Source organism: Nocardiopsis sp. iso_25 (assembly GCF_056173305.1).
The window spans coordinates 1,090,594-1,104,234 of the sequence record NZ_CM149667.1; the positions used below are offsets into that span (position 1 = coordinate 1,090,594).

At 73.4% G+C, this 13,641-nt stretch carries 11 protein-coding genes; 3 read left to right on the top strand and 8 right to left on the bottom strand.

The window, feature by feature from the left end; translation table 11 throughout:
- Positions 1-8: 8 nt before the first annotated feature.
- Positions 9-464 (bottom strand): roadblock/LC7 domain-containing protein, encoded by a 456-nt coding sequence (locus tag AC0VX6_RS04955; RefSeq protein WP_274976392.1) that lies wholly within the window; start codon positions 462-464, stop codon positions 9-11.
- Between the two features lie 2 nt (positions 465-466).
- The gene (locus AC0VX6_RS04960) at positions 467-3,046 is read right to left on the bottom strand and encodes a sensor histidine kinase (protein WP_475467494.1); all 2,580 of its coding nucleotides are present in this window, start codon (positions 3,044-3,046) and stop codon (positions 467-469) included.
- A 472-nt stretch (positions 3,047-3,518) separates the two neighbouring features.
- Between AC0VX6_RS04960 and AC0VX6_RS04965 the strand changes: the two genes are divergently transcribed.
- The gene (locus tag AC0VX6_RS04965; RefSeq protein WP_274976394.1) at positions 3,519-4,619 is read left to right on the top strand and encodes an antibiotic resistance protein VanZ; all 1,101 of its coding nucleotides are present in this window, start codon (positions 3,519-3,521) and stop codon (positions 4,617-4,619) included.
- On the opposite strand, the gene AC0VX6_RS04970 is transcribed toward AC0VX6_RS04965, so the two are convergent.
- The 4 genes from AC0VX6_RS04970 to AC0VX6_RS04985 are packed head-to-tail and all read right to left on the bottom strand — an operon-like array spanning position 4,582 to position 8,652.
- Positions 4,582-4,977 carry a DUF3592 domain-containing protein gene (locus AC0VX6_RS04970; RefSeq protein WP_013151336.1) on the bottom strand — a complete coding sequence of 132 codons (396 nt, stop codon included), beginning with the start codon at positions 4,975-4,977 and terminating at the stop codon, positions 4,582-4,584. The two genes, AC0VX6_RS04965 and AC0VX6_RS04970, sit on opposite strands and share 38 nt — an antisense overlap.
- Positions 4,978-4,993: 16 nt before the next feature.
- Entirely contained in the window at positions 4,994-5,659 is a 666-nt protein-coding gene (locus AC0VX6_RS04975) for a TetR/AcrR family transcriptional regulator (protein WP_274976395.1), read from the bottom strand.
- 49 nt (positions 5,660-5,708) lie between these two features.
- Complete coding sequence (locus AC0VX6_RS04980; RefSeq protein WP_274976396.1) at positions 5,709-7,817, bottom strand: YhgE/Pip domain-containing protein; 2,109 nt, start codon at positions 7,815-7,817, stop codon at positions 5,709-5,711.
- On the bottom strand, positions 7,804-8,652 hold the full coding sequence (locus AC0VX6_RS04985) for an ATP-binding cassette domain-containing protein (RefSeq protein WP_274976397.1): 849 nt from the start codon (positions 8,650-8,652) through the stop codon (positions 7,804-7,806). Before AC0VX6_RS04985 ends, AC0VX6_RS04980 begins: the two co-directional genes overlap by 14 nt.
- A 201-nt stretch (positions 8,653-8,853) precedes the next feature.
- Between AC0VX6_RS04985 and AC0VX6_RS04990 the strand changes: the two genes are divergently transcribed.
- Complete coding sequence (locus AC0VX6_RS04990; protein WP_274976398.1) at positions 8,854-9,630, top strand: endonuclease V; 777 nt, start codon at positions 8,854-8,856, stop codon at positions 9,628-9,630.
- Positions 9,631-9,655: 25 nt separating this feature from the next.
- Here AC0VX6_RS04990 and AC0VX6_RS04995 read toward each other — a convergent pair whose 3' ends face one another.
- Entirely contained in the window at positions 9,656-11,095 is a 1,440-nt protein-coding gene (locus AC0VX6_RS04995; RefSeq protein WP_274976399.1) for a GuaB1 family IMP dehydrogenase-related protein, read from the bottom strand.
- Between the two features lie 225 nt (positions 11,096-11,320).
- On the opposite strand from AC0VX6_RS04995, the gene AC0VX6_RS05000 reads away from it, so the two are divergent.
- Entirely contained in the window at positions 11,321-12,271 is a 951-nt protein-coding gene (locus tag AC0VX6_RS05000) for a CDP-alcohol phosphatidyltransferase family protein (protein ID WP_274976400.1), read from the top strand.
- A gap of 105 nt (positions 12,272-12,376) precedes the next feature.
- Here the strand turns inward: AC0VX6_RS05000 and AC0VX6_RS05005 are convergent, their stop codons facing one another.
- Positions 12,377-13,543: an acyltransferase family protein gene (locus AC0VX6_RS05005; protein WP_475467496.1), complete on the bottom strand. Its 1,167-nt coding sequence runs from the start codon at positions 13,541-13,543 to the stop codon at positions 12,377-12,379.
- Positions 13,544-13,641: the final 98 nt, after the last annotated feature.

Below are 13,641 nucleotides of genomic sequence, written 5' to 3' on the forward strand. Positions count from 1 at the left end.
GGCGTCCCCTATCGCCTGGCTTCCCCGGAAGCGCCCTCGCGTCTGGGCGCGGCGTCCAGATAACGGCCCACCTGCTCGACCAGGACGTTCATCTCGTAGGCGATGAGGCCGACGTCGGCGCTCTCCTCGGCCAGGACCGCCAGGCAGGCCCCCCGGCCGGCACCGGTGACGAACAGGTACGCGCTCTCCATCTCCACGACCGTCTGGAGCACCTCGCCCCCGCCGAAGTGGCGGCCGGTGCCCCGGGCCAGGCTCTGGAACGCGGACGCCACCGCGGACAGGTGCTCGGCGTCCTCCTTGACCAGCTCACGGGAGCGGCCGATCAGCAGCCCGTCGGCGGAGAGCACGATCGCGTGGCGGGAGCCCACCGCGCGGTCGAGCAGCTCGTCCAGCAGCCAGTCGATGTCCTTCTTGCCCGCGCCGCTTCCACTGTCACGCTGGGCGCTTTCGGGAGTACTCGTCACGGTTACGCGTCCTTGTCGATGTCGTTGGTCTGCTGCTTGCCTTCGCGCCGTCCGCGGTCCGTGCCCTTCTGGAACGCGGACATGTTCCGGCGCAGGCGCGCCAGACGCTCCTGGCCGTCCTGGGCCCCGTTGGGGGAGGACGCGCCCGCCGTCGCGGGGCCGCTCCGGGTGTCGGCCGCGGGGTCGGCGGCCAGCTGCGGAGCCAGGTTCTCCTGGGGCCGCCGCTTGGGCAGCGGCGGCCGTCCCCCGCCCGCCTCGACCATGGCGGGCGGTTCGGCGTCGGCGGAGGGTTCGGGGTCGGGGACCGCGCTGACGGACGGGGTCCGGGTGGGCAGCGGCGTCCGGGTGGGCAGCGCGGGGCGGTCGCCGTCCGCGTCGAGGAGGTCCGCGCCGCCGGCCGGGGCCTCGGCGGCCTCGGTGCCCTCCCCCTCGCTCCCGGCGGTGTCCGCGGAGTCCTCGTCCTCCCGGGCGGGGGCCTCCTCCTTCGGCGCGGACACCGAGGTCAGCACGGGCTTGACGCGCCTGCCGGACGACAGCTCGCCGCCGGGCGTGCGGTCCAGGATCTCGCGCACGTCCCACACCTGCTCGCCGCTCTCCTCGGAGGGCAGCGGGGAGCGGTCGCCGGAGATCAGCTCGTGCGGCAGCAGGACGATGGCCTGCACGCCCCCGTACGGCGACGGGCGCAGGTGCACGCGGATGCCGTGGCGGTGGGCCAGGTGCGAGACCACGAACAGGCCGAGGCGCATCTTCTCGTTGAGGCGCATCACGTCGAACTCGGGCGGGCTGGACAGCAGCGCGTTCGCCGAGGCGAACTCGCTCTCGGTCATGCCCAGGCCCCGGTCCTCGATCTCGACCGTCACGCCGTTGGGCACGTCCTCGCTGCTCAGGCGCACGTGGGTGTGCGGCGGGGAGAACATCGCGGCGTTGTCGACCAGCTCGGCGACCAGGTGGATGACGTCGGCCACGGCCGGGCCGTTGAGGTGCACGCGGGCGATCCGCTCGCGCTTGACGCGGGTGTAGTCGCCCGACTCGGAGATGGCGCCGCGCAGCACGTCGATCAGCGGCATGGGACGGTGCCAGGTGCGGCCCGGCGCCTCGCCGCCCAGGATGAGCAGGTTCTCGGCGTTGCGGCGGGAGCGGGTGGCCAGGTGGTCGAGCTTGAACAGCTGGGCCAGCTGCTCGGGGTCCTCCTGCTCGCGCTCCATCCGGTCCAGCAGGCGCAGCTGGCGGTGGACCAGCGTCTGGCTGCGGTGCGCGATGTTGAGGAAGACGCGGTTGACGCCCTGACGCAGCTCGGTCTGCTGCACCGCCGCGTTGACGGCCGCGCGCTGGGCGGTGTTGAACGCCCTGGCCACGTCGCCGAGTTCGTCGTCGCTGGCGGTCAGCGCGGGCAGGGCCGCCTCGGTGTCCACGCGTTCGCCCTCGTGCAGGCGGCGCATGAGGGCGGGCAGGCGGTTCTCCGACAGGTCGTTGGAGTCGTCGCGCAGGCGCAGCAGACGCTCGGTGAGCACGTTGGAGGAGCGGCGGGCCAGCAGGAACGCGAACCCGATGACGGCGGCGACGCCGAGGCTGCCCGCCACGGCGACGACCAGGGCCCGGTTGGCCTCGGCGAGGGTGACGTCCGCGGCGTACAGGGCCTCGTCCGCGCCGATCGCGGTGAGCTCGGACAGGACGTGGTCGTAGGCCTCGTCCCACGCGGCGCGGTCCACCGGCATGGACAGGTCCTGGACCTCGCTGACCGCCAGGGTCACCGGGTCGGTGACCGTCTCGGTGCCCACCTGGCGGTCGATGATCTCGTCCTGCATACGCTGGAGGTCGGCGTACTCCTGGCTCGCCAGCAGGTTCTCCAGCCGGGCCTCCTGGCCCTCGCCCTCCAGGTAGTGGCCGTTGGCGGCGAGCATGCTCTCGTAGGAGCCGACCAGCTCGGTGAACTGGCGCTGGTCCTCCAGGGACAGCTCGTCGGTGGCGAAGGCGTGGGCGATCTGGGCGTCGGACCGCGCGAACAGGTCGACCGTGCGGAACATGTAGGTCGCGGTGAAGCTCGGGCTGACCGCGCCGTTCCCGTCGCTGCCCGCGCGGGTCTGGCTGTCGAAGCTGTCCGCGCCGTGCAGGATCAGCTCGTTGTAGTAGTCCAGGACGTCGGCGCGGGAGGCCTCGCCCGCGTCCACCGCCGCGCGGATCGCGTCGATCTCGCCGTACTGCATGTGCAGCATCTCGATGTGGTGGCCGCTCTCGCCGGGGGCGATGTCGGCGAAGCCGACGAGCTCGCCCACGACCGCGCCCAGGGAGCCGTCGGTGCTCTCGCGGGCCTCGGCCAGCTGGCCCTCGATCTCCGCGTCCCCCGGGTTCTCGATGAGGGCGATCGTCTGCGTCCGCTCCCGCATCACGTCCACGAGGCCGATCGCCGCCGGGGCGACCAGGTCGTCGGTGGCGTTGGCACGGAGGCGCTGGACGACCGCGTCCCCGGCCAGGGCCACGGTCAGGGCCAGCCAGAGCACCACCAGGGCTGTGGTGGGGATCATGACCATTGCGCGGATGCGGGAGGTGATGCTCCGACCGCGTCGCTCGGGTACTGCCTGCACGGTTCTCCTGTCGATCCGCGTCCGGGGGTCTTGTGGGGGTGGGGGCCGCCGGGGGAGTCGGCGCGTCCCGGTCCGCCTGTGCGCGGTCCCGTGTCCTGCGGGCTGTGTCCGTGGGGGTTCTCGACACGGGACGTACCGCAGGGTAACCACAAACGCGGCATTTCGGCGTGGGGGATCGTACCTCGCCGGTGAAACGCTGAAATATCCGGGTGGTGGGGGCAGTCTGCCATGGGAGACGAGAATGTCCACCTCTCGGGTGGGCGGTAGGGGTGTTTCCTCCTGTGAAGCCTTGTGACAATAGGGCAAAGGTCACATATGGCGGAGAGTATGGCAAGTCCTGCTCCGGGTGACCGGATCCGCCCTCCCCGGACCCGGCCGCCGCCGCGAATGTCCGCGTTCGACCCGCGCTCCGGCGCCGCGCGTACTAGCGTTGCGTGCCGAAGAGGGGACACCGCGTGACGGGAGGATGCGCATGGGCCAGCCGCTGGGCGGGGGACCGCTCGCCGTGGAGGCCGCGGTCGCGGGGGTTCCGCTGCTGGTGGTCTGCGCGGCGGCGCTCTACCTGCGCCTGCAGTACCGCCGCTACGGCCGCCCGCACGGCTGGCCGGGCCTGTGCACCGCGGCCGCCCTGGCCACGGGCGTCGGCCTGGCGGCGTACGCGGTCTGGCCGCTGCCAGCCTCCGCCGACGGCCTGTGCGCGGACCCCCTCGGCGGCGGCCGGTCCGGCCGGGAACTCCTGCCCGAGCCCGGGGAGGCCGGAGTCCTCGCCCTGTTCCTGGCGGTCGGGCTGCTGGCCCGGCACCGCTTCCGCCGGGGCGCCGCGCTCACCGTGCTGCTGGGTGCGGCCCTGGCCGCGGCCGTGGTCACCGTCCGCGCCACCGGGCTCCTGGGCCTGTACCCGTGCGCCTACGCCGGTGCCCCGGCGGGGCTCGTGGCCTGGGGTGCGGCCGCGACCCTGCTCGGCTGGCTGCTCGCACGGTGGGCGCTCCCGCCCGGGTACGCCCGCGGCTGGCCCGCGGCCGTCGCGGACCGAGCCGTGCCCGGACCGGTGCGCAGGCTCACCGGGGTCCTGCTCGACCTGGGCCTGTGGTGGTTCGGCGCGGCAGCCCTCGCCGTCTGCGCGCAGGCGCTCGGCGCCTCTGGGCCGGGAACCGGGGCGCGCACGACCGCTCTGCTGTGCCTGGGCGGGGCCCTGGCCCTGGTCCCCTCCCTGACGCGCCGCGACCGCGCCACCCCCGGCGCCGCCTCGGTGCGGCTGGCGCTGTGCGAACGCGGGTACCCGGCCCCGGCGGCCCGCCGGCGGGTCCTGGCGCGCACCTGCCTGCTCCAGGGCCCCGTCGTCGTCCTCGTGGCCCTGGGCCTGCCCTGGTACGCGCTCGCCGTGGCCGCGGCGCACGCCAGCAGCGCCCTGGTCCGGCCCGACGGCGCGGGCGTGGCCGACCTGCTGTGCGGGGTGCGCGTGCGCACCCGCGCCACCCTGGACGGCGCCCTGCCCTCGCGCCTGGTCCGCTACTCCGCCCCGCGCGGGGAGACCGTCAGCGCCAGGCCAGGTAGCCCAGCAGCAGCCCCGTGAACACCAGGATCGCGCCCAGGCCGCCGAACAGCACCCGCACGTAGTGCGACAGCCAGGGCGCGGACACGATCCGGGCCCGCTCTGGCGTGTCGGGGTCGTAGGCGACGGTCACGATCTCCCCGGCGCGGGAGGCCGTCCACCCGGTGTTCTCGTGCTCGGCGTGCACCTCGTGCCCGTCCTCGGTACGGAACTGCACGATCATCCGGGAGGCCGTGGAGGTCTCGTGGTAGCCGATCACACGTGCCTTGGCGCGCATCCCGTGGCGGCGCAGCCGCAGTTCCAGGCGCGTGTCACGTGTGACCGCCCAGAGCATGACCACCCCGGCCAGGAGCGGGATCAGGGGATAGAGGGTGGCCATCGCGCGGTACGTCCTCTCAGGTGTCCGGGGTGCTCGTGCGGTCGGGGGAAGCGGCGGGGCCGACCAGGCCGCCGACCATGCGGGCCAGCGCCGTGTGGACCTCCTCGACGGGACGCCCGGGCTGGAGCGTGCGCCAGTCCAGTGCCACCGTCACCACCATGCCGAACAGGGCGGACCCGGCCAGGCCGGTGTCCAGGTCCGGTCGCAGCGACCCCTCCGAGGCCAGGTCGTCCAGCAGGCCGGTGATGACCCCGATCGCCTCGGTGCGGATCTGGAGGACCGTGGCGTACCAGGCCCGGTTGGTCCGCCAGGCCTCCGCCATGAGCAGGCGGGCCAGGGACTCGTGCTCGCCGATGAACTCCACCCCGGCGCGCAGCACGGCGGCGAGCGCCTCGCGGGGGGCGGCGCCGGCCCCGGGAGGGGGCACCGCGCCCTTGAGGGTACCGGCCAGCCGGGTCACGCCCCACTCCATCAGCGCCGCGTACAGCTCGCCCTTGCCGCCGAAGTTGTAGTAGACGGTGCCCTTGGCCACCCCGGCGCGCTCGGCGATCTCGTCCACGGTCGTCGCGCCGTACCCCTGCTCGGAGATCAGCGTGACCGCGGCCTCGAACAGGCGCCGCCGGGTGGCCTCGCGGCGGCCGCTCACGGGGCGGTCGGACGTGCTCGCACTCATCCGTTCCATTCTCGCCCATACTCGTACACGACGCGCCATGTCCTCACCCCGGCCCGCGTCACAGCTTCAGCGCCGGGTGGAGCGCACCCATCGTCCACACGCGCTTGCGTTCCACCGTCCACCAGGTGAGCAGCAAAGGCACCACCAGCCACAGCGCCATCACCCCGAACGCCGTCAGGACCAGGTCCGGGTCACCGCCGCCGATCATGTGGCGCAGCGCGGTCACGCCCCAGTGCAGCGGCAGGAACGGCCCCACGGCCTGGAAGAAGGCCGGGCTGGTCTCGATCGGGTACGTTCCGCCCGCCGAGGTCAGCTGGAGCACCAGCAGCGCCAGCGCCACCACCCGCCCCGCCGCGCCGAAGGCCACGTTCAGGTACTGCACCGTCGCGGCGAACGCGGCGGCGGTCAGCACCAGGAAGGCGATCAGCAGCGGCCAGTTCCCCGCCTCCAGGCCCAGCAGCAGGTGCAGGGCGGCCATCATGACCAGCACCTGGCCGACGCCGAGCAGGAGCGGGGCGACCCGCCCGGCCAGCGCCACCCGCCAGGAGGGGGCCGAGGAGGCCAGGGCCCGCGAGGACAGCGCGGGCAGCACCATGAACACCACCATCGCGCCCACCCACAGCGACAGCGGCACGAAGAACGGCGTGAACCCCGTCCCGTAGTCGGGCGCCTCGTTGGAGACGGCGCTGTCCAGCCGCACCGGACGGCTCATCGTCGAGGAGGCGTCGTCGCGCCCCCGCTCGGAGTAGGTGGGAACCCGGTCCGCGCCCTCGTCGAGTCCCCGGGCGAGCTCGTCGGAGCCCGAGGCCAGCTCCTCCAGGCCCGAGTGCAGCTCGTCGGCGCCGCCGCTGAGCTCGCCCAGCCCCTCGTCGAGGTCACCGGCGCCGTCGGCGGACTCCGCCAGCCCGTCGCGCAGCAGCGCGGACCCCTCGGCCAGCTCGGCCAGGCCCTCGTCCAGCTCGTCTGCCCGTTCCCGGGCGTCCTCCGCCTTCTCCACCATCGCGGGAAGGTCCTCCGAGAGCGCGGCGGCCTCCGCGCTCAGCGCGGCCGCGTCCTCGGCGGTCGCGGTGATCGCGTCGCGGTTGTCCTCGACGAACCCGGCCGCCGACCCGGCGACATCCAGGGCCGCCTTGAGGTCGCACAGCAGGGCGTACAGGTCGGGGTCCTCGGTCTCCAGCCCGGGGTGTTCCTCCAGGTAGGACGCCAGGCGCCCGTCCACCTCCTCCGGGGCCCCGGTGTCGACCTCCGGCAGCTCCTCCAGGGCCGCGGACAGGGCCGCGGTGACCTCGGCGGCGTTCCCGGCGTGCTCCTGGAGGGAGGGGATGTCCTCCTCCAGCCGGGGCAGCCACTCGTCGGCCAGCGCGTCGAGCTCGTCCACCTGGGCCGAGACCTCCTCGGAGGCGGTCGCGGCTCCGTCGGCCAGATCCTGCGAACCGGAGTACAGCTGGTCGAGGCCGCCGCTGAGCTCCCCGGCGCCCGTGTGCGCCCCGCCCACGCCCCCGGACAGCTCCGAGGACCCCTCCTCGGCCTCGTCCGCGCCGCCGGACAGCTCGTCGGCCCCCTCGGCGGCCTCCTCCGTCCTGCCGTGGATCTCGTTGAACCCGAGGAAGATCTGGTCCAGGTAGCCGTTGACCGCCGACGCCGCGGCGGCCTCCTGGATCTCGCGGAACGCGCTTCCGGCCAGCTGGCGGACGATGAAGCTGTTGGAGTCGTTGTAGTGCGCCTCCAGGGTCGCCGGGGCGGGGGACTCCCGGTCGCGGGAGGGGGAGGTCAGGTCGGCGCTGAAGTCGGAGGGGATGGTCAGGGAGACGTAGTAGGTGCCGTCGGCGACACCGCGCGCGGCCTCCCGGGCGCTCACCGGGTGCCAGTCCAGGTCCCCCCGCTCCAGGAGGGTGTCGGTGAGCTCGCCCCCGGCGTCGACCTCGCGGCCCCCGGCCTCGACCGGTTCGTCCTCGTTGACGAGGGCGACCGGCAGGCGCTCCATCCGGCCGAACGGGTCCCAGAACGACCACAGGTACATCCCCGAGTAGAGCAGGGGGATGAGCAGGAGGGCGGCCAGCGCGGCGGCGGGCAGCGGCGAGCGCAGGAAGGAGCGCACGGTCAGCAGCCCGAGCCGGGGCACCGCCAGGGGGCGCACGAGCGGGCGCGAACGCCTAAGCCGGGCCACGGTCCCCGCCCTCCTTCCGGCCGCCGCGCAGGATGTCCAGGCCGACGTGGCGGCGGTGCCGCCCGCGGAGCCCGGCGGCGCCCGGTCCCGCGGCGGACGCGCCGCCCGCGGAGCCCGCGTCCGCGGTCCCGGAGGCGGACGGCTCCCCGGCGGCGGAGCCGGACGGGACGCCCGCGTCCTGGCGCAGCGGGATCGGCCCCCGGGTGTCCGGCCCGGCCACCCCGGCCAGCTCGCCGGAGTCGGCGCAGGTGGCGACCACCGTCAACCCGTCGTCCGCCAGCGCCTTGAGGGTGCGCCACAGGTCGGCCTGGTGCCCGGGTTCCAGGCCGCCGTCGACGTCGTCGACGGCCAGCAGCCGGGGTTCGGCCAGCAGGGCCAGGGCCAGCCCGAGGCGGCGCCGTTCGATCATGGACAGCTCCCGCACCAGCGACCGGCGGTCCAGCCCGCCCAGTCCCGCGGCCTCCATGGCCTCGTCGGCCAGGCTCCGCGCGGCGGGGCGCATGCGCAGCAGCAGCCCCTCGGACAGGTGCTCGCGGACCCGGAGCCGCTCGTCCAGTGGGTTGACCTCGTCCATCAGCCCGAGCGCGCTGATCCGGCGGACCCGGCGCGCGTGCCGGGGCAGGGCGTGGCCGTCCACGTACAGCGTTCCCTCCGAGGGGCGCATCCGGCCGGTCAGGGTGAGCAGCAGGGCACTGCGCCCGCCCCCCGAGTCGGCCCGGAAGACGGTGAGCGTGCCCGGCCGGGCCGTGAACCCCACGCCCGTGTACACGGGGCCCTCCCGGGTGGCGAGCCCGACGCCCTCGGCCTGTACACGAGCTCCGGTCGCCCGTCGCATCCCTCGGTCCCCTTCCGTTTTTGAACTGACCAGTCAGTTCAAAACTGCGGAAACCACCGTACAGCGCGCATACGCCTCCTCCGGGCACCGGGAGCTGTGGAGTGTCGCACAGCGCCGCCGCCCTCCCCCGTGCACCGCGCGCGACCGGGTAGTGGGATTGGATGGGAGGACGCGTACCACCGAACGAACGGGAGTATCGGGATGTCGGAGATCTCCGAGCGGGTCGCGAGGGTCCTGGACGACCCGGAGAACTGGCCCGGCGACCCCAAGGAGGCCGTCGCGCTCCAGCGCGGGCTCGCCGACCGGGTCCGCGTGGAGCCGTTGGACGTGGACGCGGTGCGGCTGGTGGCCGGGCTGGACGTCAGCTACGCCACGGACAACACGGCGCTCTCCGCGGCGGCCGTGGTCATGGACGTGCGGACCCTGGAGGTGGTCGAGTCCGTCGCCATCTCCTCGGAGCCGTCCTTCCCCTACATCTCGGGGCTGTTCGGGTTCCGCGAGTCCCCGCCGGTCCTGGAGGCGCTGGGACAGCTCAAGGTGACCCCGGACGTGTACCTGTGCGACGGCTTCGGCCTGGCGCACCCCCGCCGCTTCGGGGTCGCCTGCCACCTGGGGGTGCTCCTGGACCTGCCGGTGGTGGGGTCGGCCAAGTCGGTGCTGTTCGGCAGGCACAGCGTGCCCGGTGAGGAACGGGGGTCGTGGACGCCCATGGTGGCCGGGCGCTCGGAGGTGGTCCCCGACTCCTTCGCGCTGGCCGACCAGGGCAAGGAGGTGATCGGACGCGTGCTGCGCACCCGCAGGGGGGTCAAGCCCGTCTACGTGTCCGTCGGCCACCGGGTGGACCTGGAGGGCGCGGCCGAACTGGTGCTGCGGCTCTCGCCCAAGTACCGCGTGCCCGAGCCGGTCCGGCACGCCGACAAGCTCTGCGGCGAGCACCGCAAGGCGGTACTCGCCGCGAAGGAGGGCCGGGCCGACTGACCCGGACGGGGACGCCGGACCCCGCCTACCAGCTGGTGGGGACCGGACGCCCCTCGTTGTACCCGGCGGCGCTCTGCACGCCCACCACGGCGCGCTCGTGGAACTCCGCCAGCGAGGAGGCGCCCGCGTAGGTCATCGAGCTGCGCACACCGGCGACGATCTGGTCGATCAGGTCCTCCACGCCGGGGCGCTCCGGGTCCAGGTACATCCGGCCCGTGGAGATGCCCTCCTCGAACAGCGCCTTGCGGGCCCGCTCGAACGGGGAGTCCTCGGCGGTGCGCAGCCGGACCGCGCGGGCCGACGCCATGCCGAAGCTCTCCTTGTACTGCCTGCCCTCGGCGTCGCGCATGACGTCGCCCGGCGACTCGTAGGTGCCCGCGAACCACGAGCCCACCATCACGTTGGACGCGCCCGCGGCCAGGGCGAGGGCCACGTCGCGCGGGTGGCGCACGCCGCCGTCCGCCCACACGTGCCCGCCCAGCTCGCGCGCCGCCTCGGCGCACTCCAGCACGGCGGAGAACTGGGGGCGGCCCACGGCGGTCATCATGCGGGTCGTGCACATCGCGCCCGGGCCCACACCGACCTTGACGATGTCGGCGCCCGCCTCGATCAGCTCGCGCGTGCCCTTGGCGGTGACGATGTTGCCCGCCACGATCGGCACCCGCGGCGACAGCGCGCGCACCTTGGAGACCGCGGTCAGCATCTTCTCCTGGTGGCCGTGCGCGGTGTCGATGACCAGGGTGTCCACCCCGGCCTCCAGCAGCTCGGCGGCCTTGCCCGCCACGTCGCCGTTGATGCCGACGGCCGCGGCCACGCGCAGGCGGTCGTCCGCGTCCACGGCGGGCGTGTACAGGGTGGAGCGCAGCGCGCCAGTGCGGGTCAGCACGCCCACCAGGGCGCCGTTCCCGTCCACGACCGGGGCCAGCCGGTGGCGGAAGTCGTGCAGCATCCCGAACGCCTCGCGCGGCTCGGTGCCCGCCGGGATGGTCATCAGCTCGGTGGACATCACGTCGCGCAGCTGCGCGAAGCGGTCCGTTCCGGCGCAGTCGGCCTCGGTGACCACGCCGACGGGCCTGCGCTCCCCGTCCACCACGATCACGGCGTTGTGCGCGCGCTTGGGCAGCAGGTTGAGCGCCTCGCCCACGGTGCTGGACGGGTTGAGCGTGATGGCGGTGTCGTACACCAGGTGCCGCTGCTTGGTCCAGGAGACGACGTCGGAGACCACGTCGAGGGGGATGTCCTGCGGGATGACCGCGACACCGCCGCGCCTGGCGACGGTCTCGGCCATCCTGCGCCCGGCGACCGCGGTCATGTTCGCCACGACCAGCGGGATCGTGGTGCCGGTGCCGTCCGGCGACGACAGGTCCACGCTGAGCCGGGAGCCCACGGAGCTCCGGTTGGGGACCATGAACACGTCGCTGTAGGTCAGGTCCTGCTGGGGTGCCTGGTCGTTGAGAAAACGCAATGCCTCTACCTCGGTCGAGACCGAAGGGGGTGGACCATCCGCCGCATGCCGCGCGCGGCCGCCTGTTGATCCCCCTCTTACCGGTCAAGTATGCCGTCACGAATTAGGTCGGTCGACCCCCGATCTGGCATGATGACCCGGATCCCCGCCGACACAGCCCTTCCCCGCCCCTGTCAGCGCGTCGTCGGGCGCCGGGGCCCGGACGGGCGCTCCTGGAGAGCCCGCATGCCGCGTTTCACTTTCGCGCAAGTCAAGGAAGAGACCTACAAGGCGAAGGACGCCTGGTGGACGGTCTTCCTGGTGGACCCCCTGGCCGGACGCCTCGTCGTCTGGACCGCGAACCGCACCGACATCACGCCCAACCAGCTGACGCTGGGGGCTGGGGTCTTCGGTCTGCTCTCCATGCTGTGCTTCGTCGCGCCGGTCCTCGTGCCGGGCGGTGGGGGATGGAACTGGGCATGGCTGCTGGCGGGCGGACTGCTCTTCCACCTCAGCTTCGTGCTGGACTGCATGGACGGCAAGATCGCCCGGCTCAAGGGCACCGGCACGGTCTTCGGCAGCTGGGTGGACTTCGTCTTCGACCGCATCCGCTTCTTCGGCTGCGTGATGGCGCTGCTGATCGGCCAGTGGCTGCTCACCGGCCACGAGGTCTACCTGATCGCGGCGCCGGTGGTGGTCTTCTTCGACCTGCTGCGCTACCTCAACGGCCCGCAGGTCGCCAAGACCCGCCGGACCATGAACCAGACCCTCGCCGAGCTGACCGGGGACACCGAACGGCTCGCCGCCGCCCAGCGCGAGGCCGACCCCGAGGACGAGGAGACGGGGGAGACCCCGGCCCGGCCCGGCGCCCCCGCCCCGACCGGCCTCTACCCGCGCGTGCGCGACCGGCTCCTGCGCCACCGGGTGCGCCCGCACCTGTTCAGCGGCATCGAGTTCGAGATGTTCCTGTGCGTGGTGGCCCCGGTGACCGCGCTGGTCTCCCTCTTCACCCCGCTCAACAGCCTGATCATCCCCGTCGCGGTGTTCTCCGTGCTGGCGCTGGCCTTCTTCGAGGTGATCCTGGTGCTGCGGCTGTGGAAGGACACGAACAGGTTCGAGGCGCGCCGCCGCCGGCTGCTGGCCTCGGGCGCCGTCCCCGGCGCCGCCGCGGCCACGAACCCGTCCAGCGGGAGCTGAACCGGCCCTGCCCACCGGGGGCGGGAACGACACGGGAGGGGCGGGTCCGCGCCGAAGCGGACCCGCCCCTCCCGTGTACGCCGCGCCCCTCGCGCGGAAGCCGGGTCAGACCCCGGCCTTCTCCTTCTCGCGTCCGCCGCCGTCGCCGTTCCCGCCGCCGCCGGTCCTGCCGGCGCCGTCGTCCTTCCCGGAGCCGCTCGGCGCGCGCAGCGCGGAGTCCTCGCGCAGGAACCACGTCAGTTGCGGTTCCACGGCCCAGCGCAGGCCCGCGCGCACCCACGGGGTGCACAGCAGCAGCGTCAGCGCCACGCCCAGCAGGACCGTGACGACCATCTCCGTCGCCCCGGACATCAGGCTGTACCAGGGCGAGGCCTGCAACAGGACGATCACCACGGAGTGCCCCAGGTACACGTACAGCGTGTAGGCGCCCAGGGAGGTGAACCACGTGCGCTGCTTGGGCATCAGCGCCAGGACCGCGAAGGTCATCACCAGTGCGAGGGCCATGAAGCCGACCCGCACGCCCAGACTCGGCAGGATCGGGTCGATCTCGCGGTCGGTGAGGCTGTTGGTCCAGAAGAGCCAGGAGCGGCTCATCTGCTCGGAGATGGGCACGGCCAGCGCCGCCGTGATCCCCAGCACCAGCACGGAGGCGATCCGCACCCAGAGCCGGTCCAGGTAGGCGAAGTGCTCGCGGCGCAGGCTCAGCCCCAGGACGAAGAACGGCAGGAAGCTCACCACGCGGCCCAGGGAGAGCGTCTCCCCGAGGCTCGCGGTGGCCCCGAACACGGAGATGAGCACCGCGATGAGCACGGGCCAGCGCAGCCGCTTCCAGACCGGCACGCTCAGGCGCCACACGAACAGGGCGACCAGGAACCACAGGGCGTAGGTCGGCTGGAGCACCGACATGGACTCGGGCAGGCCGCCGCGTTCGACCGCGTAGATGGACTGGTGGATGGTCCAGAAGATCAGGTAGGGCACCGCGAGCGACACGACCAGCTTCTCGACGCGGTTCGACGAGGCGTCGAAGGACCGCGAGAGGTAGCCGCTGATCATGATGAACGCGGGCATGTGGAAGAAGTAGATCCAGTAGTAGAGGGCACTGGCGGGCCCGTACTCGCGTAGTGGGCCGATCGCGTGGCCGACGACGACCAGGGCGATCAGGACGAACTTGGCATTGTCCAGACGGGCGTCACGGCCTGGACCCGGGGCCACCGTGGTGGGGGCGTCCGCGCCGTGCCCCGGTTCCTGACGCTGGGATGCCGGACTGGTCATGGATGAGGCCACGAGTGGACTCCGAGATCATCTGCTTCTGGGACGTGTGTGCTCTCTTCCGGCCGTGCACGCGGCCCGCGGGCCGACCGTGGGGCCGG